Genomic DNA, 24,951 nt, shown 5'->3' with positions numbered 1-24,951 from the left:
TGGGGTAGGTTCGCTGTGAACCCACTGTGGCCCGGCCGTGCATCGGGGTCTGTTGCTTTGGTTCGACCCCGAGTGCAGACCGGTCTGAACAGTGGGAAGGGGCGTGCAGGCCCCTTCCCCAATTCGCCGATCAGCCCTCGTCGAGCCAGACGTGTGAGAGCTCGAGCTCGAACATCGGATGCATGCCGTGGTTCTTCACGGCCGCCACCGAGTGGTTGTAGAGGTTGCGCCAGTAGGGCTGAATGATGATGCCCGAGTCCTGAAGGATCTGCTGGATATCCTTCATCACCGGCTTGCGGTCCGCATCGTTTCCGATCGTCACCGCCTTGTCGATCAGCTTGTCGAGATCCGGGTTGGAGTAGGCCGTCTCGTTCCAGCTGCCGCCGGTGCGATAGGCAAGCACCACGACCTGGATGCCGAGCGGGCGCATGTTCCAGTTCGTCGCCGAGAACGGATATTTCGTCCAGTCGTTCCAGAAGGTCGAACCGGGCAGCACCGTTCGCTTGACCTTGAGGCCGGCCTCACGCATCTGCGCGGCGACCGCGTCGCAGGTGTTCTTGTGCCAGTTCTCGTCGACCGAGATGATCTCGTGCTCGAAGTCCTGCTGGCCGGCTTCGGTCAGCATCGCCTTGCTCTTCTCGACGTCGCGCTCGTGCGGAGCGATACCCTCGGCAAAGTCAGGCTGGATAGGCGCGACATGGTAGTTGTCCGCCTTGGTGCCGGCATTGTTGATGCCGAGCTGAAGGAGGACGTTGTTGTCGACCGCGAGCTGCACGCCCTTGCGCACCTTCTGGTCGTCATAAGGCTTGTTGGCGACGTTCATGCGGACCGTCAGCGTCGTCGAGGTCTGCACCTCCGACTTGTTCAGCCCGAGGTCGTCGAGGATGGAGACGTAGTCGGCGGTCGTCTCGTAGTTCGTATGGATTTCACCGGCTTCGAAGGCGTTCACTTCGGCCGACGGATCGGTGCCGTAGTCGATGAACTCGATGCCGTCGAGAGGCGCCTCGCCGCCCCACCACTTGCCGCTCTCGCGGCGCTTATAGACGACGCGGTTGCCCACTTCGTAGGACACCAGTTCGAAAGGCCCGGTGCCGATCGGGTTCTTCACCCAGTCCGCGCCGGTCTCGTCGAAGCTCCGGTGCACGACGAGCGCCGGATAGTCGGACACGCCGGGGATGATGGTCACGTCAGGCCCGGAAAGCTTCAGCTTGACGGTGAAGTCGTCGACCCGCTCGACCGCGCCCTCGCGCAGTTTCTTGGCATCCGGATCGATGAGCGCGCCGAGGCGCTGCGTCATCGAGTTGCCCTCGACCGTCTGATCGCACCAGCGCTGGATGTTGTAGATCACGTCGTCGGCGTTGAAGACGTCGCCGTTGGTCCAGGTCACGTCCTTGCGCACGTGGAAGACGTATTCGGTCGCGTCCTCGTTGACGTCCCAGCTCTCCAGCAGCCGCCCTTCGAAAGTGGCGTCGCGCGTGAACTTGACGAGCGGCTCGAGCGACTGGCGCATCGCGTTGGCGATCTCAGACCAGTCGGCTGTACGCGGATCCTTGTTCGCCTTGACGAACATCGAGACCTTCAGCACGCCGCCCTTCTTGGGCGTTTCCTGGGCAAACGCGTCCGTCGGCGCGGCTAGCCCGATCATGCCGTAAGCCATCGCGGTCGAAGCGCCGAACACGCTGGCCAGAGCGAGGAATTCGCGCCTGCTGACTTCACCCGCCTTGGCGTCCTCCGCCATCTTGCGGATGTGATCCGGAACGCGATCCCCGTTGTTCCTGTAGAATTTCATCACGAACTCCCATTGTTGGCTTTCCGCCGATTACAATTCCGCATCCGGTCTGCATTGTCAAAAGCAGACCGGAATGAGAACCGGAGCGGAAATGTGCAACTTTAGCGGGGAGCCGGTATGCGGGAATGCGACAAACTTGGCGCAAAAATGGTAGCGCTCTGCAGATTCGAGAGAATCTTCCAGTCGCGCCAAACTGACGTTTCGGCGTGAATTCGGGTAGCGCCAAGCAGGCCCGCCAGTGGTGCCAGAACGGCGCGCTTCCCCCTGTTTCCAAGGGTCAGGGGTGTCAACCCCAAAGATGTGTGGAAAGCGCCTAAAGGCCTTTAAACGATCAATATTCGCGTTCGAAGAAGATGCCGCCCTTGGCTTCGCCGCCGTCGTTGGCCTCGCCGCGCAGCTTGACGCCCCTGCCGATATCGAGGTCGATCTTGGCCTTTCCGGAGCCGGCCTTGTCACCCTTCTCAAGAGAGAAATAAGTGCGGTCATTCAGATATTTGCCGGCCGAGACGGAGGTGCTGCCGTCCTCGTTGGTGCGGATATCGAGATCGTCGACGCCGATCTGGCTGCGCAGCGACTGAAGAAGCGAGCTGCTGCCGCCGCCGGTCAGGGACGCCGCCGCATCTGCGAGCTGCGCGATCTGCAGCGGCGAGAGATTGGACAGCGAGCGGCCGAAGATCAGCCGCGCCAGCACCTCGTCCTGCGGCAGGGCAGGCATCGAGGTGAAATTGAAATGCGGATTGTTGGCGGGGCCGGACACGCTCACCGTCACCGTGGTGTCGCCGACGTCGGAATCGGCGGCGAAGTCGAGGTTGGGCACCAGCGAGCCGGCGAAATTGATCGTGCCGCGCGTGAAGGTCAGTCGCCTGCCCAGCACGGAGAGGCGCCCGCGCCGCAGCGTGAATTCGCCCACCGCTTCCGGCGCGGCGGTCGAGCCGGTGAGCTTCAGGCTGCCGCCAAGCTCGGCATCGAGGCCGCGGCCAGTGACGAAGATCTGGTTGTTGGCGTTGACGGTAAGGTCGAGCGTGAGCGCCCCGGAGCCGCCGCCGGTGGCCTTCGACGGCGCCAGCGCCTCTTGCTGCGCCCTGACGGCTTCCGTCTCGTTCTTGTGCCGCACGTCGAGCGCCGCCAATGAGCCCGGCAGCCGGTCCGGAACGGTGATGACCGTCTTCTCGAGGTCGACCGTGCCCGACAGCACCGGCTGCGACAGCAGCGGCCCCTTGATGGCGAGATCGCCGTTCATCGTCGTGGTGACGACGCGACCGTCCGTGTAGCGCCCATTGTTGATGCGCAGCTTTATGTCGGCGGGGAACCCGCTGCCGGCGGCAATACCGACCGTACCGGACCCCGACAGGCTGCCGCCCGTCGACAGGTTGCCCGTCAGCGTGCGGATGGTCGCGACGTTGTTGGCCATCGCGATCTCGGCGCGGATGTCGTTGATGGCAATGCCCGACGCCGCCGCGACGAACCGCGCGCCCGAGGTCGACAGCGAGCCGCCGATGGCAGGCGAACTGAAAGTGCCGCGCACCTGCAGGTCGACGTTCGACGTGCCGGTCAACGACAGGCCGGATGCCGCCAGTTGCGACGACAGGAAGGAGAACGGCACGCCGCCTGAGAAATCGAGCGAGAGCGCGCGCGAACCGGTATCGACCGTGCCGCCACCCCGGATACCGAGGCCCGCGCTGTCGGCGGCATTAGCCTGGAACGTCAGCCTGCCGCCGGAAAAGTCGCCGCTCGACGTGATGGTGAACCCGCCGAAGCCGGCGGAACGCGTCTGCGCCGTCTGTGCGCCCCTCCAGTCCAGCGAATAGCCGACCGCCGGATTGGCGGCGGCGCCAGTGACCTTCGCGGTGCCGGAGATGGCGCCGGCGGCATCGAGGCCCGGCGCGAAATTATTGACGACCGTGGCCGGGACCGCGGACAGCGTCGCGTTGATGTTGAGCGTCGAACCGGCGGTTCCGGATACCGTGACGTTACCGCCGCCTATGTCGAGCGCGATGTTGTCGAGGGTAGTGGTGCCGTTGGCGATCTCGACGCGTGAGGCCCGCGCCAGCCTCGCCTGCAGCCCGCGCACGGTCGCCTGCCCGGAGGCGAGCTCGATCACCGTCCGGCCGTCCGCGACCTGCACGCGCCCAGATGCGCGCGCCGGGATATCGGATACGGTCGCGCCACCGTCGAAGCCGGTCCAGCCGCCCTCCTGTGTCAGCTTGACGTCTATGCCTTTCACCACCGTCGTGCCGGAGGTTACGGTAGCCGCCTGCACACGGCCTGCGACCGCAGGCGCCGCGGCATAGTCGCTGACCGTCGCATCGATCGCGACGTCTGCGGCCGTCAGGTCGCCGCGCGCCAGTGATTTCGTCGTGGCATTGACCGCGAGTTGCGGTTTGCCGGCATTGTCGGTGAAGCTGATCGTACCGTTGAGGTCTCCCTTCACCGTCTCAAGCGCGAGAGCCGCCAGCGCACCGACGTCGGGAAGCTGGAAGGTCACCGTTCCGAGCGGCAGGAATTTTTCGTCGAGCACCAGGTCGCCGGCGATGCGGTTTTTGCCGAGCGACAGGGTGAGGCCCTTCACTTCGCGCTTGCCGCCGGAGGTCGAAAGATTGGCCCTGCCGTCGAGCGCCTCGCCGCCGACCGTGCCGGTGAGCGACACCTCGGCCGCCGGATTGTCCATGTCGGCCCTGCCGGCCGCAGTCAGCCGCAGCCCTGCGATCTCGCGTCCGGCCGCCTCGATGCGATCGCTGGTCATGGCCAGCGACACGTCGGGTGCCGCCAGCGCTCCCTTTGCCGTCACCTCCAGGTCGACCGCGCCCGAGGCGCCCTGCGCCAGCAGGCCGACATTACCAAGCCGCCCGCTGATGCTGGCGTCGATCTCCTGGTTAGCGGTGCGCACCCGGCCGGATGCGGAAAGCTCGCCGGACGAGATCGAGAACGGATCAGCCGAGACCATGCCTTCATGGTCGCGGGCGATGGCGGCGTCGAGCTGTACGCGCTCGGCAAGCGCCGGCCGTACCGACGCAGGCAGCGCCGACGAGGCCACATCGGCGTTGAGCTTCAAGGTCACCGAGCCGTCCACCAGCGAGACGTCGCCGGTGAATTTACCGGCAATAGCATCGCTGCTGAGATTGCCGTCGGTGACCGTCAGCGAATCCGTGGTCAGCGTACCGGCAAATCCGGCTCCGATCTTTCCGGCCACCAGCGGGGCGATGGTCGGGTTGTCGATGATCAGCGCAGCCGCCGTCGCCGTTCCCGTCACCGGCCCGGTGCGCGCCTGGATGTTGAAGGAGTCCGAATGCAGGGCAACCGCCAGGTCGTCGAGTTCGGCGTCGTTGGTCGCCACCTTCGAAAGCGTCGCCGCGATATCGAGGTTCGGCTCACGGCCGTCGCCGAGCGCCCTGATCGAGGCCATCTGCACGATCATGTCGATCGGGCTCTCCGGCGTGCCGAAGGAAAGTGGCACGCCCTCGCCCGCCGCTTCGACCTGCAGCGCGAAATCGCTGGCGCCCTGCGGGTCCAGCGTGCCCGATACAGTGCCTTTCACGGCGTTGCTCTCGATCGTGCCGCGCTCGATCCTGACGCCGCCTGCCGGTGTGAGCACGCCGGCGAAGTCGAAGCTCGAATTTCCTGACAGCAGCGGCCTGAGGTTCTCGGGCATGAAGCGCTCGAAATCGCCGTCGCCCTTGGCCTCGATCGCGCTGCCGTCGCTGACGAACTGGTGGCGGCCCTCGACGCGGGTGATCACCGTTCCGTCGACCGCGAAAGTGCCGCTGCCGGCCCAGTTGGCGGCCGGTCCGCTGCCCGACACGTTAATCTCGACCGGCGGCTCTCCCGGCAGCCCGAGCAGATTGGCAAGGATGCCGCCCTGCGGTTCCGAGGCGCGAATGTCGAGGCCGAGCCGGTTCTCGTCCGGCGCGAAGTCGATCGAGGCGTCGATGGCGCCGGCGCGCCCGTCGCTGCGTGCGATGTTGAGCTGCGAGACGACCTGAAGCGGCGATGCCTCCGCCCGCGCCGAGCCCTTCGCCGCGACCGACGCCACGCCGCCCGCCAGCGCGGGTCCGAGCGCGATGTCGGGCAGGTCGATCTGCTTGAGGTCGATCGAGACCGGCAGCGAGAAGGAGCCGGCCTCCTCCTTCGGCTTGCTTGCCGGCTTCGGCGTCCTCGCCACCTCGATCCGCTCGGCATAGATGCGGTCGGCGGCGAAGGTGGCGGAAAACAGTTTCAGCGGCGACCAGTCGACCGCCACGTTGCGGGCGACGAGCCACGGCCCGTCGGCATCTTCCAGCACCAGGCTCTGCAGCCTGAAATTGCCGGACCAGATACCGTCGATGCCAGCGATCCTGACCACCTGCCCCGGCGACGACGCGAGGTCCGAGATGAGCCCGGCGAGATTCTCCCGGCCGCGCTCGGTCAGTGTCAGCACCGCGATCGCACCGACCACGAAGGCGAGCGTCGCGTAGATCGCATAGCGCAGGATGCGAGCGAAAAGCTTGACGAACCGCATCGGTCAGAACGCCTGGCCGACACCGGCATAGATGCCGAAGTCCGGATCGTCGGGGCCGGGGTTCAACGGCACCGCCGCATCGATCCTCAGCGGTCCGAAGGGCATCAGATAGCGCAGGCCGACGCCGGCGCCCACCTTGAAGCCCGCCGAACCGAGGAACTCGTCCTCCGACACCGCGCCGGCATCGATGAACGGCACGATACCGATCGTCTCGGTCACCTGCACGCGCAATTCGGTGGACAGCTCCATGTAGGAGCGGCCGCCGATCGGATTGCCGTCCGGGTCCTTCGGACCGATGCCCTGATATTCGTAACCGCGTACCGAGCCGCCACCGCCGACATAGAAGCGCCGGTCGGCCGGGATCTGCTCAAGCGACGCGCCGAAGATCGAACCCGTCGCCACGCGGCCGGCCAAGACGAAGCGCTGGGCGTCGTCGATTGCCCTGTAGGCGGAGAGTTCGCCGCGGAGCTTCACGAAGGTCGCACCGGTGAGGAAGTCATGGGCCGGCTCCGCAAACGCCAGCGCCCGGAACCCGCGCTTCGGGTCGAGCTTGTTGTCGCGATTGTCGAAAACGTATTGCGTGGGCAAGCTGGCGATAAGATGGCGCTGCCCGTCCGGGTGGAAGAAATCGGTGACGTCCTCGTATTCCAGCGAAGCTTCGACGGAGGCGCTCTGCGTCCGCGTGAACTGGTAGGACAGGCCAGCCGCGACTTCCGTGGAGAAGCGGTCGTAGGCGTCCGGATGCTCATAGACGGTGCGGAAGCGCGAGAAGAACTTCGAATCGGGGCCGACGACGGCGGGTTTCTCGAACAATATGGCGGCATTGTAGTTCAGCTTGCTGACGTCCGAGACGTCGTCGTCGCCGATGCGGCCGATCGAGCCTTCAATGCGAAGCGTCTCGCCGCGGCCGAACAGGTTGCGGTGGCCCCAATAGCCTTCGATGCCCAGCCCTTCCGTGTTCGAGTAGGTGGCGCCGACGCCGTAGTAGCGCAGCTTGCGCTCGGTCACCTCGACCTCGATTGGGATCTGCCCATTGGCATCGAGCGCCGTTCCCTGCGACACCGTCACGCTGGAGAAGACCCCGAGCGCCAGCAGCCGGTCGCGGGCCTCGTCCACCTCCCTGGGCGAATATTGCCGGCCTTCCTTCAGCCCGGTGACATAGGCGGTAAAGCCCGGATCCATCGTTTCGGCGCCGCTGACCGTGGTCGGGCCGTAGCCGGCGATGGGGCCGGCCTCGACGGCGAGCGTGACATCGAGGGTCGCCGTCTCGTGATCGGCGACGACGTCGCGGCCGGTCACCTGCGCCAGCGGCCGGCCGTCTTCCTTGAGTCGCCGCACGATCTCGGCCTCCGCCCGCAGGATCGCGGCGGAGCCCGCATTGCCGCCCGGGATCAGGCCGAACTCGGCCGGCATGAGGTTGGCGGCGTCGCCTTCGAGCTTTATCTCGTCCAGCGTGAAGACCGCGCCGGGATCGATGGTGATGGTCACCGGCACCGGCCCGGCGCCGAAATCCGCGTCCGGCGCGATGTCGTCGAGCGACTGTCCTGCGATCGCGATCTGCACGACGCCATCGTAGCGGGCCTGAGCATAGAGCGCCGCCACGAGCTGCTCGCGGTCGGAGCGGGCTTTCGCAAGCAGCCCGAGTGACCCCGAAACCGGGCGCTCCACGTCCTGCACCAGGGAGGATGCCTCGTCGAGATCGTCCTTCAGCTTCTCGTCGCCGCCCTCGACGGTGAGCGTCACCGTATAATGAAGGGGATCGACGACATCGTCGTCCTCCTCGTCGGAGCCGAAAAGCTTGAAGCCGAAGAGTTCGAAAGCGTTGGCGGAAGGCGTGTGCGTCATTGCGGCAGTGCCGGACAATAGGGCGACGAGCAGGAGGCGCACGCCACGCCCTGCCGCAATCCTTCCCGAACTCAACGCACTTTCGACTGCCATCTCCTCCAAACTAACCGTCAAAACTAAAATTGGAATGAAGTTTTGAAACGTTCGTAAAGGGGCCACAATCGATGTGTCAGGAATTGCATCCGAGCACTTCTTGCCGCTAAATCAATGTTTTCCCGGCCTGCGGGAGCGCAGGCGACATAGCATGCTTGGCGGCATGCGCAAACACTGGCAGGCGGTCTTCCTGCCCCGCAGGCGCATTCAAGCGGAATCCGGCAGCGCCGCGGCGAAACGGATCGTCATGGGGAGGTGCGGCATGCGTGCGCGCGTTCTTTCGGTACTTGCGTTTCTTCTGTTCGGTTTCGTCGGCGTGGCCGCCGCGGTGGAGGCCCGGCAGGTCATCACCTCGGACAATACCGACTATTTCGGCTTCGATCTCAGATCCGAGCAGAACGTCACGCTCGACCAGTGCAAGACCTCCTGCCTTGGCGACAGCCAGTGCCGCGCCTTCACCTACAACACCAAGGCCAAATGGTGTTTCCTGAAGTCCGACTTCGCGACGACGAAGACGTTCAACGGCGCTGTCGCCGGCAAGGTCGTGCCGATCAGCGGCGATCCCGACATCGGCGCACCGCCCGCCCTCTCCTATTTCCCGGCCTGGATGGCCGACGAAGCCGCCCGCATGCGCACGCGGCTGACCAACGGCAGCATCGCGGTCGGCGAACAGGGCCTGGCGGCGCTCGCCGAAGCCGGCGATTCGGCGCTGCTCACCGGCGACCCCCGCACGGCGGTGCAGCGTTTCACCACGGCAGTCGCCACGTCGCCTGACGACGGCGCGCTCTGGCTCAAGCTCTCGAACGCGCTCCGGAAGGTCGAGGGCATCAACAGCCAGGAGACCGCGACGCTGAAAAGCGATGCCACATCCGCCGTCTACAACGCCTACCTGCTTTCGCGGACCGCGCCTTTCCGCGCGGAGGCGCTGGCGGCCATTGCCGGCGCGCTCGACAACCGCGACCTCTTCCGCCCGTCTCTGCAGGCTTATGAGGCGAGCCTCGCGCTGGTGAACTCCGCGTCGGTGCGCGCCGAATACGAGGACCTCAAGGCACGCAAGGGTTTTCGCGTCGTCCAACATACGGTGGAGGCAGACAGCGCCTCGCCGCGCGTCTGCGCCCAGTTTTCCGAGGACCTGGTCAAGGCCGGTGTCGACTACACGCCTTTCGTCACCGTCGACGAAGGAGCGCCGAAGAGCATCGAGGCTGAGGGCCGCCAGATCTGCGTCGAAGGGCTGGAGCACGGCCGCAACTACCGCATCGCCTTCCGCCCCGGCCTGCCCGCGGCGATCGGCGAGGTGCTCGAAGGGCCCGTGCTGCTGTCGATCTACATCCAGGACCGCGCCGCGACCGCCCGCTTCACCGGCGACGCCTTCGTGCTGCCGTCAACCGCCCGGCGCGGCATTCCGGTCGTCACCGTCAACATGGACGCCGCCGAGATGAAGCTTTTCCGCGTCGGCGACCGCTCGCTGGCGCAGCTTCTCTCCGGCTACCAGTTCCTGCGGCAGCTCGACACTTACGACCTCGACAGCGTCGCCACCCAGCTCGGTGCGCCAGTCTGGGAAGGCGAACTTACCATCGCCAACGAACTCAACAAGGAAGTCACAACCAGCTTCCCGGTCGATGAGGCGCTGCCCGACCGCAAGCCCGGCGTCTATGTGCTGACCGCCCAGCCGAAGGACGACCGCACCGATGCCTGGATCCCGCGCGCCACGCAGTGGTTTGTCGTCTCCGACATCGGGCTTTCCACCTATACCGGCCAGGATGGATTGAACGTCTTCGCCCGCTCGCTCGGCACCGCCAAGCCGATCGCAGACATCGAGCTGACCCTGCTTGCCAGGAACAACGAGATCCTCGGCACGGCCAAGACCGACGCCGAGGGCCGCGCCATTTTCAACCCCGGCCTCAACCGCGGCGAAAACGGCATGGCGCCGGCCGTGCTGATGGCCTCGCAGGGCGAGCAGGACTTCGTCTTCCTCGACATGACCAAGGCGGGCTTCGACCTGTCCGACCGCGGCGTGGAGGGACGCGCCGCGCCCGGCGCACTCGACGTCTATGCCTGGACCGAGCGCGGCATCTACCGCGCCGGCGAGACCGTGCATGTCGCGGCGCTTGCCCGCGACGATTCGGCCGATGCGGTCGAGAACCTGCCGCTCACCTTCATCTTCACCCGCCCCGACGGCGTCGAGGACCGCCGCATCGTCTCGGACGGCGCTTCTGCAGGCGGCCATGCCGTCGACCTCGGCCTGTCCAGCGCCGCCATGCGCGGTACCTGGACGGTGGCGATCCACACCGATCCCAAGGAAGCCGCCGTCGCCAGCCAGAACTTCCTGGTCGAGGACTTCGTGCCCGACCGCATCGAGTTCGACATGACCTCGGACAAGCCCGAGATCGCCCCCGGCGAGACGGCCGATATCACCGTCGACGGCCGTTTCCTCTACGGCGCGCCGGCGGCGGGCCTCGCGCTGGAAGGCGAGGTCACGCTGACCACCAAGCGCCAGTGGGACACGTTCAAGGGCTACTATTTCGGCCTCGCCGACGAGGACACCGGCGAGGCGAACCGCACGCCGCTGACCGGCCTGCCCTTCATCGGCGATGACGGCAAGGCAAGCTTCCCCGTCACCGTAGACCAGGCGCCGTCGACCACGCGGCTGATCAACGCCGCCGTCACGCTGCGCATGCGCGAGGCCGGCGGCCGCGCGGTCGAGCGCTCGCTCGACATCGCCGTCATGCCCAGCGCCGATATGATCGGCATCCGTCCGGACTTTGCCGGCGACGAGGTCCCGCAGGGCGGCACGGCGAAATTCTCGCTGATCGCCTCCGATTCTTCCGGCCAGCGCAAGGCCATCCCCGGCGCGCTGTGGAAGCTCGTCAAGATCGAGCGGAACTACCAGTGGTACCGCTCGGGTAATTACTGGAACTACGAACCGGTGACCTTCACCGAGGCGGTCGCCACCGGCACGATCGACATTCCCGCCGACGGCGAGGTCTCGATCTCGCAGTCGGTCGACTGGGGCCGCTATCGCCTCGAAATTGAGACGCCCGATCCGGCAGGCCCGGCGACCAGCTACGAATTCGACGCCGGCTGGTTCGTCACCGCCACGTCCACCGAGACGCCCGACGGCCTCGAGATCGCGCTCGACAAGGAAAGCTATGCGCCGGGCGAAGTCGCCAAGCTGAAGGTCTCGCCGCGCTTCGCCGGCGAGGTACTGGTCGCAGTGGGCGCCGAGAAGCTGATCACCACCGTGTCGGCCACAGTGCCGGAGGGCGGCGGGACCGTCGACATACCTGTCGGCGCCGACTGGGGCGCCGGCGCCTATGTCACGGCCACCCTCTTCCGGCCGGGCGAGGCGCAGGAATCGCGCATGCCCGCCCGCGCCATCGGCGTGAAGTGGCTGAAGGTCGATCCCGGCCAGCGCAAGCTGACGGTGGCGACCGCAGCACCCGAAAAATCGACGCCGCGCTCGACGCTCTCGATCCCGGTTTCGGTTACCGGGGCCGCGCCCGGCAGCGACCCCTATGTCATGGTCGCCGCGGTCGATGTCGGCATCCTCAACCTGACCCGCTACGAGGCGCCCGATCCGGTCGAATGGTTCTTCGGCCAGCGTCGCCTGGGGCTCGAACTGCGCGATCTCTACGGCCGCCTGATCGACGGCTCGCTGGGCGCCACCGGCCGCATCCGCACCGGCGGCGACGGGGGGGCCGCCCTGCAGGCCCAGGGCAGCCCGCCGACCGAAAAGCTGGTCGCCTTCTTCTCCGGACCGGTCCGCCTCGACATGGACGGCAAGGCGACGGTCAATTTCGACATTCCGCAGTTCAACGGCACGGTGCGCATCATGACCGTCGCCTGGACGAAGGAGGCGGTCGGCCATGCCGAGCAGGACGTCATCGTGCGCGATCCGGTCGTCCTGACAGCCGCCCTGCCCCGCTTCCTGGCTCCGGGAGACGCAGCGGTCATGCGTCTCGACGTCGCCAACACCGACGGTCCCGACGGCGACTATGCGCTGGACATCGAGACCGGCGGCGACGTCTCCGCCGGCCCGTTCCCCGACAAGCTGACGCTCACCGGCGGCAAGCGCGTCACCATGACGGTGCCGCTGTCGGCCGAAACGGTTGGCAACGCCGGCATCACGGTCAGGCTTGCCCATGCCGACGGCCTGGCCGTCGAACAGGTCCTTTCGCTGCCCGTACGGCCGGCAGCGACGCCGGTCACCACCCGCATGGTTGTCGATCTCGGCCCCAACGGCTCGTCGCTGCGAGTCGATCGCGAGCTTCTCGCGGCTAGCCTGTTGGAAGGCGCCACCGTCAGCGTCGGCGTCTCACAGTCAGCGTCCTTCGACGTGCCGGCGATGCTGATGACGCTCGATCGCTATCCCTATGGCTGCGCCGAACAGACGACCAGCCGCGCGCTGCCGCTGCTCTATGTCAGCGAACTTGCGGCCGGCTCCGGCCTCAAGGACGAGCCCGAACTCAAGGAGCGCGTCCAGGATGCCATCTGGCGCTTGCTGAACTACCAGTCCTCGTCCGGCAGCTTCGGCCTCTGGAGCCCCGGTTCGGGCGATCTGTGGCTCGACGCCTATGTGTCGGACTTCCTGACCCGGGCGCGCGAAAAGGGTTACGAGGTGCCCGCGCAGTCGATAAGCCAGGCACTTTCCAACCTGCAGAACGCGCTCGCCTACGACATAGACCTCGAGGACCGCGGCTCGGAGATCGCCTACGCGCTCTACGTGCTAGCCCGCAACAAGCGGGCCTCGGTCGGCGACCTCAGATATTATTCCGACACGCAGCTCGAGGCCTTTTCGAGCCCGATGGCGGTGGCCCAGCTTGCCGCGAGCCTCGCCCTCTATGGCGACGCGCAGCGCTCGGAGGCCGCGTTCACGGCGGCCCTCCAGCTTGCCAAGAACACGCCGGAGTACAACTGGTACCGCTCCGACTACGGTTCCAGGCTGCGCGACGGCGCCGCGATCCTGGCGCTTGCCGCCGAGAGCCGGCCGATGCCGTCGATCGTGCCGGAACTCGTCAAGCTCGTCTCGGCCGAACGCGCCGCGACCCGCTGGACGAGCACCCAGGACAACGCCTGGATGCTGCTTGCCGCGCGCGCGCTGCAGGCGGGCAACGCCTCGCTGCAGCTTGCTGTCGACGGGGCGGCCTACACCGGCGCTTTCGCCAGGACCGTGACAGGCGACGAACTGCTTGCACAGCCGATCACGGTGGCGAATGCCGGCACCACGCCGATCCAGGCGGTGGTGACGACGGTCGCCGCACCCGCGCAACCGCTGCCGGCCGGCGGCGACGGCTTCATCATCGCCCGCACCTACTATCGCATGGACGGCAGCGAGGCGAATGTCACGGAGGTGACGCAGAACGAGCGTTTCGTCGTGGTGCTCAGGGTCACCGAGAACAACGACTGGGCCTCGCGCGTGCTGGTCAACGACCTGCTGCCGGCTGGTTTCGAGATCGACAATCCGAGGCTGGTGTCCAGCGCGGATCTGGCGAATTTCGGCTGGCTGCAGCGCACCGACGCGGCGCATCTGGAGTTCCGCGACGACCGCTTCATCGCGGCCTTCGACCGCGAGGAAGGGGCGAGCCGCGACATCACGCTCGCCTATGTCGTGCGCGCGGTGACGCCGGGCGTCTTCGTCCATCCAGCCGCCGGCGTCGAGGACATGTACCGGCCGCAATATTCGGCCCGCACCTCGACCGGCATGATGGAGGTCAAGGCGCCGTGAGCGAGGCGACCTTCCTTGTCCCCGTCCGCGGGGAGAAGGCGCCTGCGAAGGGATGAAGGGCGACGCGATGCGTCTCAACAGATGGCTCCGGCGTTCGGCGGTCGCGGGTGGCTCGGCGGCCGCCCTCGCTGTCGCCGGGTGGGCCTTTTTCGAAGCCGCCGATCGCGCCTTTCCTCCGCCGCTGCCCGAAAAACTCGCGGCCTCCGCTGAAGTCGTCGACCGCGACGGCCAGCTCTTGCGCGCCTATGCGACGCCTGACGGGCGCTGGCGGCTGGCGACCACGCTCGATCAGGTCGACCCGCAATTCGTAAAAATGCTGGTCGCCTACGAGGACAAGCGTTTCTACGAGCATGCCGGCGTCGACTACATCGCGCTTGCCCGCGCGGCGACCCAGTTCGCGAGCAACGGCCGCATCGTCTCGGGCGGCTCCACGCTGTCGATGCAGCTCGCGCGCCTGATCGAGCCGCGCGAAAGCCGCAGCTTCGGCAGCAAGCTCCGCCAGATCTTCCGGGCGATCCAGATCGAGCGGCGGCTTTCCAAGGCCGATGTCCTGGAGCGCTATCTGACGCTGGCGCCCTATGGCGGCAATCTCGAAGGCGTGCGCGCCGCCTCGCTCGCCTGGTTCGGCAAGGAGCCTAAGCGCCTCGGCGTTTCCGAGGCCGCCCTGCTGGTGGCGCTGCCGCAATTGCCCGAGCGCCGCCGCCCGGACCGTAATCCTGAAGGCGCGCAGGCGGCGCGCGACCGCGTGCTGATCCGCATGGTCAATGCCGGCCTGCTCGGCGAACTGGAAGCCGGGCGCGCCGCGCTGGAGGAAGTCGCGGCCGTCCGCCGCCCCTTGCCGGCGCTTGCCGCGCACGCGGCTGATGCCGCGCTGCGCAGCCGCCCTGCCGAGTCGCGTCACCAGCTCACCATCAGGAGGAGCGTGCAGGAAGGACTTGAAACGGTCGCGCGCGAGGGGGCGCGCCGCGTCGGTCCGCGCGTGTCGGTGGCGATGGTGCTCGCCGACGCGATGACCGGCGAAATCCTCGGCGAGGTCGGCTCGGCAGATTATTTCGACGCCAGCCGCTCCGGCTGGATCGACATGAGCCGCACCCTGCGTTCTCCCGGCTCGGCGCTGAAACCCTTCATCTACGGCCTCGCCATCGAGGAAGGGCTGGTTGCCCAAGAGACGCTGATCGAGGACCGGCCGGCCGACTTCGCCGGCTACCGCCCCAAGAATTTCGACATGACCTACCAGGGCGACGTGACGGTGCGCCAAGCGCTGCAGCTTTCGCTCAACGTGCCGGCGATCCGCCTGCTCGACGCCGTCGGCCCGCAGCGCCTCGTCTCGCGCTTCCGCCAGGCCGGCGTCACGCCGACCCTGCCCGCGGGAGAAATCCCCGGCCTCGCCATCGGGCTTGGCGGCGTCGGGATCTCCCTGCGCGACCTCGTCCAGCTCTATACAGGCCTGTCGAACGGCGGCAAGGCGAAGGTGCTGCGCGACGGCGCGGAAGCTGCCGCACCGGCGCCGCTCACCAACGGCATGGTGCTGGAGGAACAGGCCGCCTGGCAGGTCACCGACATGCTGGCCGGCGTCAGGCCGCCGGCGGGGGCGGCGCCACGCGCCATCGCCTACAAGACCGGCACCTCCTACGGCAACCGCGACGCCTGGTCGGTCGGCTATGACGGACGCCATGTGCTGGGGGTCTGGGTCGGCCGCGCCGATTCGGGGTCGCTGCCCGGCATTTCGGGTTACGTGACAGCCGCGCCGATCCTGTTCGAAGGTTTTGTCCGCTCCAGCCTAGCCGCGACGCCGTTCCGCCGTCCACCGGCGGGCGCCTTCCGCTCGGCCCACAGCGATCTGCCGGTGACGCTGGAGCGCTTTGTCTCGGCACAGGCTGGCGAGCTTACCCCGGCCCCGCGCGCCGTAGCGGAACCCGCTCCTCGGATCGTCTTCCCGCCCGACGGCGCCCGCGTCGAACTGGGTACGGCGACCACCGACGCCACCCCGCTGGTGCTGAAGCTGCAGGGCGGCCGCGCGCCGTTCCGCTGGCTGGCCAACGGCAAGCCGCTGGTCGAGATCGAGCGCCGCCGCGAGGCCGTCTGGCAGCCGGACGGCGCCGGCTACTCGACACTGACGGTCATCGACGCCGCCGGCCGCGCCGCAAGCGTCAAGGTTTTCGTCGAGTAGGCTCCCGACTCACATTTGGTGACGACATTGCGGGAACCCCTCTCCCCGCTTCCGCGTTTCCCTGCGTTCGGGATACGTACGCCCACAGGATTTGGAAAAAAATTCTTCGAGCGTCCGGGCCGGACACTATTTTTGCTCAGAGCGACGCGAAAAAGGAACGGGGGCCTACGATCCTAATTCTATAAGTTTGGTAGAGTTTGAATGCGATCAACGGAGGCATACCCATGACCAGATCCGCATCCCGCTCTCTCCTCGCAGGCCTGCTGGCCGGCGCAGTCCAGTTCGGCGTACTCGGCTTCGCCTTCGCCGACACCACGCTGCTCAACGTTTCCTACGACCCGACCCGCGAACTCTACAAGGAATACAATCAGGCCTTCGCCGCAAAATGGAAGGCCGACACCGGCGAGACCGTCACCATCCAGCAGTCGCATGGCGGCTCCGGCAAACAGGCCCGCGCTGTGATCGACGGCCTGGAGGCCGACGTGGTGACGCTGGCGCTCGAAAGCGACATCAACGCGATCGTCGAGAACGGCGGCAAGATCAATCCCGACTGGCGCAAGCGCCTACCGCACAATTCGGCCCCCTACACCTCGACCATCGTCTTCCTGGTGCGCAAGGGCAATCCGAAGGGCATCCATGACTGGGGCGACCTGGTGAAAGACGACATCCAGATCGTGACGCCCAATCCGAAGACCTCCGGCGGCGCCCGCTGGAACTATCTCGCCGCCTGGGCATGGGCCAACAAGCAGTTCGGCGGCGACGAGACGAAGATCAGGGCCTATGTCGCCGAACTCTACAAGCGCGCGCCCGTCCTCGACACCGGAGCGCGCGGCTCGCTAACAACATTCGCGCAGCGCCAGATCGGCGACGTCCTGCTGGCCTGGGAAAACGAAGCGGCACTCGCCGGCGCAGAATTCGGCGAGGACGCCTTCGACATCGTGGTGCCGCCTTCCTCGATCCTCGCCGAGCCGCCGGTTGCCGTCGTCGACGCCAATGTCGACGCCAAGGGCACGCGCAAGGTCGCCGAGGCCTATCTCGAATATCTCTATTCCGACGAGGGCCAGAAGATCGCCGCCAAGCACTTCTACCGCCCGTCGAACCCGGAGGTGGTGCCCGCGGACATCCTGCAAAAGCTGCCCAAGCTCGAACTCGTGTCGATCGACGATCCGATCTTCGGCGGCTGGGCGAAGGCGCAGCCCTACCACTTCGGCGACGGCGGCGTCTTCGACCAGATCTACAAGCCGACGAACTGACCATGAGCGACGCTGCCCTTGCACGGGGGTGGCATTTCAGGAGGCCGAGCGTCATCCCGGGCTTCGGGTTGACGCTCGGCTTCACGATTGCCTACCTCACGCTGATCATCCTCATCCCGCTTTCGGGCGTAGTCTGGCGCACGACCGGGCTCGGCTGGACCGAGTTCTGGGCGATCGCCACCGACGAGCGCACGGTCAAGTCGCTGCAGATATCCTTCGGCGCCTCGCTGATCGCGGCCCTCGTCAACGTGGTTTTCGGCGTCGTCGTCGCCTGGGTGCTGGTGCGCTACCGCTTCCCCGGCCGACGCATCGTTGACGCTGTGGTCGACCTGCCTTTCGCGCTGCCGACCGCCGTGGCCGGCATCGCGCTCGCCGCGATCTACGCGCCCAACGGCTGGGTCGGACAGCTTCTCGCGCCGCTCGGCATCAAGGTCGCCTTCACCCCGCTCGGCATCGTCGTGGCGCTGATCTTCATCGGCCTGCCCTTCGTCGTCAGGACGGTGCAGCCGGTGATGGAGGAGATCGACCGCGAGGTCGAGGAGGTTGCCGCGACGCTCGGCGCGAGCCGTCTCCAGACCGTCACGCGCGTCGTCATGCCCGGCCTCGCGCCGGCCGTACTGACCGGCTTCGCGCTCGCCTTCGCGCGCGCCGTCGGCGAATACGGCTCGGTCATCTTCATCGCCGGCAACATCCCCTATGTCTCGGAGATTGCGCCGCTGCTCATCATCATCAGGCTCGAGGAGTTCAACTATGCCGGCGCTACCGCCATCGCGGCGATCATGCTGGCGATCTCCTTCCTCATGCTGTTCGTCATAAACCTGGTGCAGGCGTGGAGCCGAAGGAGGTACGGTTATGGCACTTGAGGCCACCAGCGCTTTGCCGGACCGCTCCGCCTCCGCTAATTTATCCGGCGTGAGGAAGGGCCGATATATCAGCGCGACCACGGAATCGCCGGCAACCAAGGCGGTTCTGATCGGCACCGCATTGATTTTCCTGCTTCTCTTCCTGGTGCTGCCGCTGGCGGCTGTCTTCGTCGAAGCGCTCCGCAAGGGCGCCGGCGAGTTTCTTGCGAGTTTTGGCGACCCGGACACGCAGGCCGCGATCAGGCTGACCCTGCTCGTGGCAGTGATCGCCGTTCCGCTCAACATGGTCTTCGGCATCGCCGCGGCCTGGGCGATCGCCAAGTTCGAGTTCAAGGGCAAGGCCTTCCTGACGACGCTGATCGACCTGCCCTTCTCGGTGTCGCCGGTCATCTCGGGCCTGGTCTACGTGCTGCTCTTCGGCGCCGGCAGCGTGCTTGGCCCCTGGCTCAAAAGCCACGGGATCGAGATCCTGTTCGCCGTCCCCGGCATCGTTCTCGCCACCATCTTCGTGACCTTCCCCTTCGTAGCGCGCGAGCTGATCCCGCTGATGCAGGACCAGGGCACCGGCGACGAGGAGGCGGCGCTGTCGCTCGGCGCCAGCGGCTGGCAGGCCTTCTGGTACGTCACGCTGCCCAACATCAAATGGGGCCTGCTCTACGGCGTACTGCTCTGCAACGCGCGCGCGATGGGAGAGTTCGGCGCGGTTTCGGTCGTGTCGGGCCACATACGCGGCTTCACCAACACCATGCCGCTGCATGTCGAGATCCTCTACAACGAGTACAATTTCGTCGCCGCCTTCGCGGTCTCGACCCTGCTTGCCGGCCTGGCCCTGGTCACGCTCGTGCTGAAATCCTTCCTCGAATACCGCTACGGCGACGAGATCGCCGCATCCAAGAAGCATTAGGGACCTGTCATGGACGTTTCCATCCGCAAGGTGCGCAAGGAGTTCGACCGCTTTCCGGCGCTGCGCGATGTCTCGCTCGATATCCGCTCCGGCGAACTCATCGCGCTGCTCGGCCCCTCGGGCTCCGGCAAGACCACGCTCTTGAGGCTGATTGCCGGGCTCGAGCGCCCGACCGCAGGCGCGATCTATTTCGGCGACGAGGACGCCTCGCACAAGACCGTGCAGGAGCGCAATGTCGGCTTCGTCTTCCAGCATTACGCGCTGTTCCGCCACATGACCGTCGCCGACAATATCGGCTTCGGTCTGAAGGTCAGGCCCGGCGCCACGCGGCCGACCAAAACCGAGATCGGCCGCCGCGCCTCCGAGCTGCTCGACCTCGTCCAGCTCTCGGGCCTGGAGAAGCGTTACCCGGCGCAGCTTTCCGGCGGCCAGCGCCAGCGCGTCGCGCTTGCCCGGGCGCTGGCCATCGAGCCCAAGGTGCTGCTCCTCGACGAACCGTTCGGCGCGCTCGACGCGCAGGTGCGCCGCGAGCTGCGCCGCTGGCTGCGCGAGATCCACGACGCCACCGGCCACACGACGGTCTTCGTCACCCATGACCAGGAAGAGGCGCTCGAACTCGCCGACCGCGTCGTCGTCATGAGCCAGGGCCAGATCGAGCAGATCGGCACCGCCGACGACATCTACGACACGCCAAATTCGCCTTTCGTCTACGGCTTCATCGGCGAGTCGAGCTCGCTGCCTGTCAGGATCGGCAATGGCGAGCTTTGGATCGCCGACCGCACGATCGGCCTGCCGGCGCCCGACGTGGCGGACGGCGATGCCACGCTGTTCTTCCGTCCGCAGGACGTCGAGCTGCTCGACGGCTGCGGCGGCTGCATCGCCGGCACGGTCGCGGCCACCCGCCGCGTCGCTGGCACCCGCCGCGTCGAACTCGAGATCGGCGGCGAACGCCAGCGCGTCGAAATCGAACTACCGGTCGGGCACCCCGCGTCCCAGCAAAGCCGCGTCGCCTTCCGCCCGCGCCGCTACCGGGTGTTTCCGGCACGGGCAGCATGACTGTCTGCCAGGTGATACTCGCCGTCATCCTCGGGCTTGTCCCTAGGATGACGGCCTGAACCGTCGGTAGCCCTCTTCCCCTACCGACGCTACATAAGGGGTCAGCGCCGGCCTCTCCGGCCGGAGTGACTTGATGCCCGTTGCAGAAAACTTCCGCCCGTCCCTCGCCCACGCCGCGCTCGGCGACGATTTCTTCGACGAGGTCGAGCCGGCGAAGTTCCCGGGGCACATCCTGCGCTACCGCAACCAGCGTTGGGCCGGACGCGTCGGCCTTGGCGCGCTGACCGACGCTGAATGGCTCGATCATTTCGGCCGCTTCAAGCCTCTCCCCGGCGGCTATCCGATCCCGCTGGCGCTGCGCTACCACGGCCACCAGTTCCGCGTTTACAACCCCGAGATCGGCGACGGGCGCGGCTTCCTGTTCGCCCAGATGCACGACCTCAAGGACGGCCGGCTGCTCGACCTCGGCACCAAGGGCAGCGGCCGCACGCCCTGGTCCCGCACCGCCGACGGGCGACTGACGCTGAAGGGCGGGGTGCGCGAAATCCTCGCCACCGAGATGCTGGAGGCGCTCGGCGTCGACACGTCGAAGACCCTCAGCCTGATCGAGACAGGCGAAGAGTTGATGCGTGGCGACGAGCCCTCGCCGACGCGCTCCTCGGTGCTTGTCCGGCTCAGCCACTCCCACATCCGCATCGGCAGTTTCCAGCGCCTGCTGTTCATCGACCACCATGACGGCATCGGCAAGCTGCTCGACCATTCGATCCGCACCTATATGCCGGAGCTCTGGCGCGACGAGCCGGGCGAGCGCGCGGTGGCCTTCCTCGAGGAGGTCTGCCGCCGCGTCGCGCTGACGGGCGCGGCCTGGATGCTCGCCGGCTTCGTCCACGGCGTGCTCAACACCGACAACATCAACATCACCGGGGAAAGCTTCGACTATGGTCCGTGGCGTTTCCTGCCAGTGCTCGACCCCACCTTCACCGCCGCCTATTTCGACGAGACCGGGCTCTACGCCTATGGCCGCCAGCCCGACACGCTGCTCTGGAACCTGACGCGGCTGGCCGAATGCCTGCTGCCGCTGGCGGAGAAGTCGAAGCTGGAGGACGTGCTGCGCGGCTTCGAGCCGCAGTTCCACCGTGCCTTCAACGCAGCCATGCTGCGCCGGCTCGGCCTTGCGCCATCAGGCGAGGAAGCGGCGACGGCGCTGGTGCGCTCGGTGTGGAAATTCCTGATCGACACCAAGATGCCGTTCGAGCAGTTCTTCTTCGACTGGCACGGCGGCATGGCGAACGAGAAACGCGCCGCCGGCAGCCCCTCGGCCGAGGCCTACGCGGCAAAGGGTTTCGAGCCGGTCTTCGCGGCGATCGGCGCGCACCAGCAGGCAGCGGGACTGCGTCTCGATCACGCCTATTTCTCGCGCGAAAAACCCTGCACGATGCTGATCGACGAGGTCGAGGCGCTGTGGGCGCCGATCGCCGACGGCGACGACTGGTCGGCCTTCCATGCAAAGCTGGCGGATATCGCGCTGATGCGCGAGGCTTATGGGATCCGGCCGTAGCGCGGGGCTAGCCGGCTGACGGCCGCTCCGCTCGCCGCGCCGCGATCTGGCGCATGGCGATGACGCGCCGGCGCCAGATCTCGGTGCGCATCGCCATCAGATGCAGGGTGATGAAAAGCAGGGTGAAGCCGACGGCCGTAACCATCAGCGGCCAGAGCATCGAGGCGTCGATCGTCGGCCCGTCGAGCCGGAACACCGACGCTGGCTGGTGCAGCGTGTTCCACCAGTCGACCGAAAACTTGATGATCGGGATGTTGACGAAGCCGACCAGCGTGATGACCGCGGCCGCCCGCGCGGACTTGGAGGGATCGTCGAGCGCCCGCGTCAACGCCATGATGCCGAGATACATCAGGAAGAGCACGAAGACCGAGGTCAGCCGCGCGTCCCACACCCACCAGGTGCCCCACATGGGCTTGCCCCAGATCGAGCCGGTGGCGAGCGCCAGCGCGGTGAAGGTGGCGCCGATGGGAGCCGCCGACTTCAGCGCCACGTCGGCCAGCGGATGGCGCCAGACCAGCGTGCCGAGCGCCGAGGCCGCCATCAGCGAGTAGCAGAACATGGAAAGCCAGGCGAACGGCACGTGGATGTACATGATCCGGACCGTGATGCCCTGCTGGAAGTCCTCGGGCGCCGTAAAGCCGAGCCAGAGGCCGACTGCAAGAACGACGAGGCTCGCGCCCGCGAGCCACGGCAGCACGCGGTCGACCAGCGCCAGGAACCTCGTCGGATTGGCGAGGTCGGAAAGGCGTCTCATCCTGTTCCGTGTATCGCCGTCGCTCGTATCGCTCATGGCGCGTTACATAGCCCCGCTGTTCTCCAGCCGCAATCGTGCCCAAGCGCCGCAGAAGGCGCGCGCCGTCGTCGCCACGCCTGCTTTCGCATCTGGCCATTGCCTGAAAAGGTGGGAAGCGGGGCACGGGACCCGAGCCTCTCAAATTGTAATACGTGGCCGGTTTCCCGCACCCCGCCGGCATGCTTGCCCTACCTGGAGGGGACGCAGAATCGTTTCACCGCGCGACCTCGGTCAGGGCCCGGTCCTCGGGGCTCATCACCCAGCCGCGCCACCTCCGCGCGACCGAACCGGTACCGTCCCCTCCACGCTCATCCGGTTCATGACCCGTGTTCCCGCGAGGGAGATGGCGAGGATTATGCAGGAGGTTTTGGGGGCGTTGATAAACCCGCCCAGCTATTTTTCGTGATCGAGCAAAATCAATGGGTTGGCGGAAAAGCCTGTCCACGCTTCAGGGGCGGCAAAGATGTCGCCGCCCTCTCATCCTGTGCCTGCCACCTCTCCGCAGAGAGGAGGCGCACCGCGTCGGTCAGGCCGCCTCTTCCACCGCGATGCGGGAAAGACGCCGCACCTCCTCGTCGGTGAGCAGGCCGCCGGCTCTCAGCAGGCTCGCGAAGCGGCCGTTCCGGGCCGAAAGCTCGTTGAAGCCGCCGGCCTCGACGATGCGCCCGTTGTCGAGGAAGACGACCAGATCGGCATCGCGCACCGTGGTCAGCCGGTGGGCGATGATGAAGGTGGTGCGGCCTTCGCGCAGGCGGTCGATGGCCTCCTTGACGCGCACCTCGGTCTCGACGTCCAGCGCGCTGGTCGCCTCGTCAAGCACCAGGATCGGCGCGTCCTTTAGGATGGCGCGGGCGATCGCGATGCGCTGGCGCTCGCCGCCGGAAAGCTGGCTGCCGCGCTCGCCGGCCGGCGTATCGTAGCCGTCGCTCTTGGCGAGGATGAAGTCGTGCGCGGCGGCGGCCTCGGCGGCGGCATGGACCTCGTTGTTCACCGCGCCGGCGCGGCCGATGCGAATATTCTCCTCGATCGAGCGGTTGAACAGGCCGGCATCCTGGAAAACGGTGGCGATCTGCTGCCGCAGCGACTTCCTGGTGACGCTGGCGATGTCGACGCCGTCAATGAGGATACGGCCCTGCTGGGGCGCGTGGACGCGCTGCAGCAGGTTGATGAGCGTCGTCTTGCCGGAACCCGTGGGTCCGACGATGGCGATCGTCTGGCCGGCCTTGACCTCGAAGGAGACGTCGGCGACCCCCTGTCCCGAATTCGGGAAGCGGAACGTCACGTCCTCGAAACGGACATGGCCTTTGGCATGCTCCAGTTCGCGCAGGCCGGCCGGTTCCTCGGCCTCGGCGGCATCGTCCTCGAGCTTGTAGAACTCCTCCAGCTTCACCTTGGCGTCGAATACCTGGTTGACGAAATTCGAGACCTGCTCGAGCCGGCTGATCAGCAGAGTGGCGAAACCGGTGAACGCAACGATGTCGCCGATGCGCAGTTCGCCGCGCGAAACGAGCAGCGCGCCGATGATCAGCACCACCATCATCGAGATGGTCGACGAGAGCCGGTGCAGCGCACTCGCCAGCGCCCACCAGTCGAGCACCGGATTCTGCGCCGAAAGCAGCGACCGCACATGGTTGCGCAGCGCTTCGGCCTCGTGGCCGATGCGGTTGTAGCTCTGCAGCACGGCGACGTTGCCGACGGAATCGCTCACATGGTCGAAGACCTTGTGGTGGTGCCTCTCGACCGACTTCTGGCCTTCGCTGGTCTTGCGCATGACCAGCCGGCCAATGGCGATGTAGAGCGCGCCGAGCGTGATCAGCACCACCGACATGCGCAAATCGAGCGTCAGCGCGGTCGGGACCAGAAGAACCAGCGCCACGAAAGTAGACAGGTGCTGGCGCATGAATTCGAGCCAGAGCGCCGACAGGGAGTCGATCGCGCGCAGCATCGTGTGGAGCGTGTTCGAGGTGCCTCGCTCGTGGTGCCAGGCGAGCGGCATGGTGATCACGCGCTCGAAGGAGTCGCAGAGCACCCCTGCCCTGCGCGCATGCGCGAGGCGGTCGGCGCCGCGCGCCACCAGAACGAAGGCCACGATGTTGAAGACGCCGAGACCGGCCCAGAGGACGAGTGTCGGGACCAGTTCCTGGTGACCGGAAATCGCATCGATGATCCTGCCGAACAGGATCGGCTCGGCGATGGTCACCATGGCAAGGACGATGTTGGCGCCGCAGATCAGGGCTACTCGCCCCCTATCCGCGCCCAGATACCGGAGAGCCCTCCAGTAAACCTCGAACAATGACACGCAATTACCTCGTCATATGAAAATTGTGCAGCGCACCATAGAAGATGCCGTGTTTGCTGTAGGGACGCACTACAATGCGCTCCTATCGGGTCCGTTCCCTTGGGCCGA

At 66.7% G+C, this 24,951-nt stretch carries 12 protein-coding genes; 7 read left to right on the top strand and 5 right to left on the bottom strand.

Annotation, left to right across the window (positions count from 1 at the left end):
- Positions 1–130: 130 nt before the first annotated feature.
- From D8676_RS08205 to D8676_RS08195, 3 genes are all read right to left on the bottom strand, one after another.
- Positions 131–1,789, bottom strand: a complete 1,659-nt coding sequence (locus tag D8676_RS08205; RefSeq protein WP_121580344.1) for an ABC transporter substrate-binding protein — start codon at positions 1,787–1,789, stop codon at positions 131–133.
- Positions 1,790–2,120: 331 nt separating this feature from the next.
- On the bottom strand, positions 2,121–6,284 hold the full coding sequence (locus D8676_RS08200; RefSeq protein WP_121580343.1) for a translocation/assembly module TamB domain-containing protein: 4,164 nt from the start codon (positions 6,282–6,284) through the stop codon (positions 2,121–2,123).
- Positions 6,285–6,287: 3 nt separating this feature from the next.
- Positions 6,288–8,222 (bottom strand): autotransporter assembly complex family protein, encoded by a 1,935-nt coding sequence (locus D8676_RS08195; RefSeq protein ID WP_121580342.1) that lies wholly within the window; start codon positions 8,220–8,222, stop codon positions 6,288–6,290.
- Positions 8,223–8,484: 262 nt separating this feature from the next.
- Here D8676_RS08195 and D8676_RS08190 point away from each other — a divergent pair, with 262 nt between their 5' ends.
- The 7 genes from D8676_RS08190 (at position 8,485) to D8676_RS08160 (ending at position 21,751) form a co-directional block, all read left to right on the top strand.
- The gene (locus tag D8676_RS08190) at positions 8,485–13,947 is read left to right on the top strand and encodes an alpha-2-macroglobulin family protein (protein ID WP_183097025.1); all 5,463 of its coding nucleotides are present in this window, start codon (positions 8,485–8,487) and stop codon (positions 13,945–13,947) included.
- Between the two features lie 67 nt (positions 13,948–14,014).
- Positions 14,015–16,117, top strand: coding sequence for a penicillin-binding protein 1C (gene pbpC, locus D8676_RS08185; protein ID WP_245426666.1), 2,103 nt, complete (start codon positions 14,015–14,017; stop codon positions 16,115–16,117).
- A 224-nt stretch (positions 16,118–16,341) separates the two neighbouring features.
- The gene (locus D8676_RS08180) at positions 16,342–17,370 is read left to right on the top strand and encodes a sulfate ABC transporter substrate-binding protein (RefSeq protein ID WP_121580340.1); all 1,029 of its coding nucleotides are present in this window, start codon (positions 16,342–16,344) and stop codon (positions 17,368–17,370) included.
- A gap of 2 nt (positions 17,371–17,372) precedes the next feature.
- On the top strand, positions 17,373–18,233 hold the full coding sequence (cysT, locus tag D8676_RS08175; protein ID WP_121580339.1) for a sulfate ABC transporter permease subunit CysT: 861 nt from the start codon (positions 17,373–17,375) through the stop codon (positions 18,231–18,233).
- Complete coding sequence (cysW, locus tag D8676_RS08170) at positions 18,223–19,137, top strand: sulfate ABC transporter permease subunit CysW (protein WP_121580338.1); 915 nt, start codon at positions 18,223–18,225, stop codon at positions 19,135–19,137. Before cysT ends, cysW begins: the two co-directional genes overlap by 11 nt.
- Before the next feature lie 9 nt (positions 19,138–19,146).
- A complete protein-coding gene (locus tag D8676_RS08165) occupies positions 19,147–20,193 on the top strand; it encodes a sulfate/molybdate ABC transporter ATP-binding protein (RefSeq protein WP_121580337.1) in 1,047 nt (348 codons plus the stop codon).
- A gap of 133 nt (positions 20,194–20,326) precedes the next feature.
- A complete protein-coding gene (locus D8676_RS08160) occupies positions 20,327–21,751 on the top strand; it encodes a protein adenylyltransferase SelO (protein ID WP_121580336.1) in 1,425 nt (474 codons plus the stop codon).
- A gap of 7 nt (positions 21,752–21,758) precedes the next feature.
- Here D8676_RS08160 and D8676_RS08155 read toward each other — a convergent pair whose 3' ends face one another.
- Complete coding sequence (locus tag D8676_RS08155) at positions 21,759–22,505, bottom strand: heme ABC transporter permease (protein WP_245426665.1); 747 nt, start codon at positions 22,503–22,505, stop codon at positions 21,759–21,761.
- 565 nt (positions 22,506–23,070) lie between these two features.
- Positions 23,071–24,843, bottom strand: coding sequence for a glucan ABC transporter ATP-binding protein/ permease (locus D8676_RS08150; RefSeq protein WP_121580334.1), 1,773 nt, complete (start codon positions 24,841–24,843; stop codon positions 23,071–23,073).
- Positions 24,844–24,951 lie beyond the last annotated feature (108 nt).

The organism is Mesorhizobium sp. YM1C-6-2 (assembly GCF_003666685.1).
Taxonomy (GTDB): Bacteria; Pseudomonadota; Alphaproteobacteria; order Rhizobiales; family Rhizobiaceae; genus Mesorhizobium_K.
The sequence above is the reverse complement of the archived record's forward strand: the minus strand, read 5'-3'. Positions and strand labels throughout refer to the sequence as shown.

What these genes read in the sequence shown, in the direction of transcription:
- cysW (WP_121580338.1), top strand. Translation starts at nt 18,223, where the DNA reads ATGGCACTTGAGGCCACCAGCGCTTTGCCGGACCGCTCCGCCTCCGCT.
- D8676_RS08160 (WP_121580336.1), top strand. Translation starts at nt 20,327, where the DNA reads ATGCCCGTTGCAGAAAACTTCCGCCCGTCCCTCGCCCACGCCGCGCTC.
- D8676_RS08205 (WP_121580344.1), bottom strand. Translation starts at nt 1,789, where the DNA reads ATGAAATTCTACAGGAACAACGGGGATCGCGTTCCGGATCACATCCGC.
- D8676_RS08195 (WP_121580342.1), bottom strand. Translation starts at nt 8,222, where the DNA reads ATGGCAGTCGAAAGTGCGTTGAGTTCGGGAAGGATTGCGGCAGGGCGT.
- cysT (WP_121580339.1), top strand. Translation starts at nt 17,373, where the DNA reads ATGAGCGACGCTGCCCTTGCACGGGGGTGGCATTTCAGGAGGCCGAGC.
- D8676_RS08200 (WP_121580343.1), bottom strand. Translation starts at nt 6,284, where the DNA reads ATGCGGTTCGTCAAGCTTTTCGCTCGCATCCTGCGCTATGCGATCTAC.
- D8676_RS08190 (WP_183097025.1), top strand. Translation starts at nt 8,485, where the DNA reads ATGCGTGCGCGCGTTCTTTCGGTACTTGCGTTTCTTCTGTTCGGTTTC.
- D8676_RS08180 (WP_121580340.1), top strand. Translation starts at nt 16,342, where the DNA reads ATGACCAGATCCGCATCCCGCTCTCTCCTCGCAGGCCTGCTGGCCGGC.
- D8676_RS08155 (WP_245426665.1), bottom strand. Translation starts at nt 22,505, where the DNA reads ATGAGACGCCTTTCCGACCTCGCCAATCCGACGAGGTTCCTGGCGCTG.
- D8676_RS08165 (WP_121580337.1), top strand. Translation starts at nt 19,147, where the DNA reads ATGGACGTTTCCATCCGCAAGGTGCGCAAGGAGTTCGACCGCTTTCCG.
- pbpC (WP_245426666.1), top strand. Translation starts at nt 14,015, where the DNA reads ATGCGTCTCAACAGATGGCTCCGGCGTTCGGCGGTCGCGGGTGGCTCG.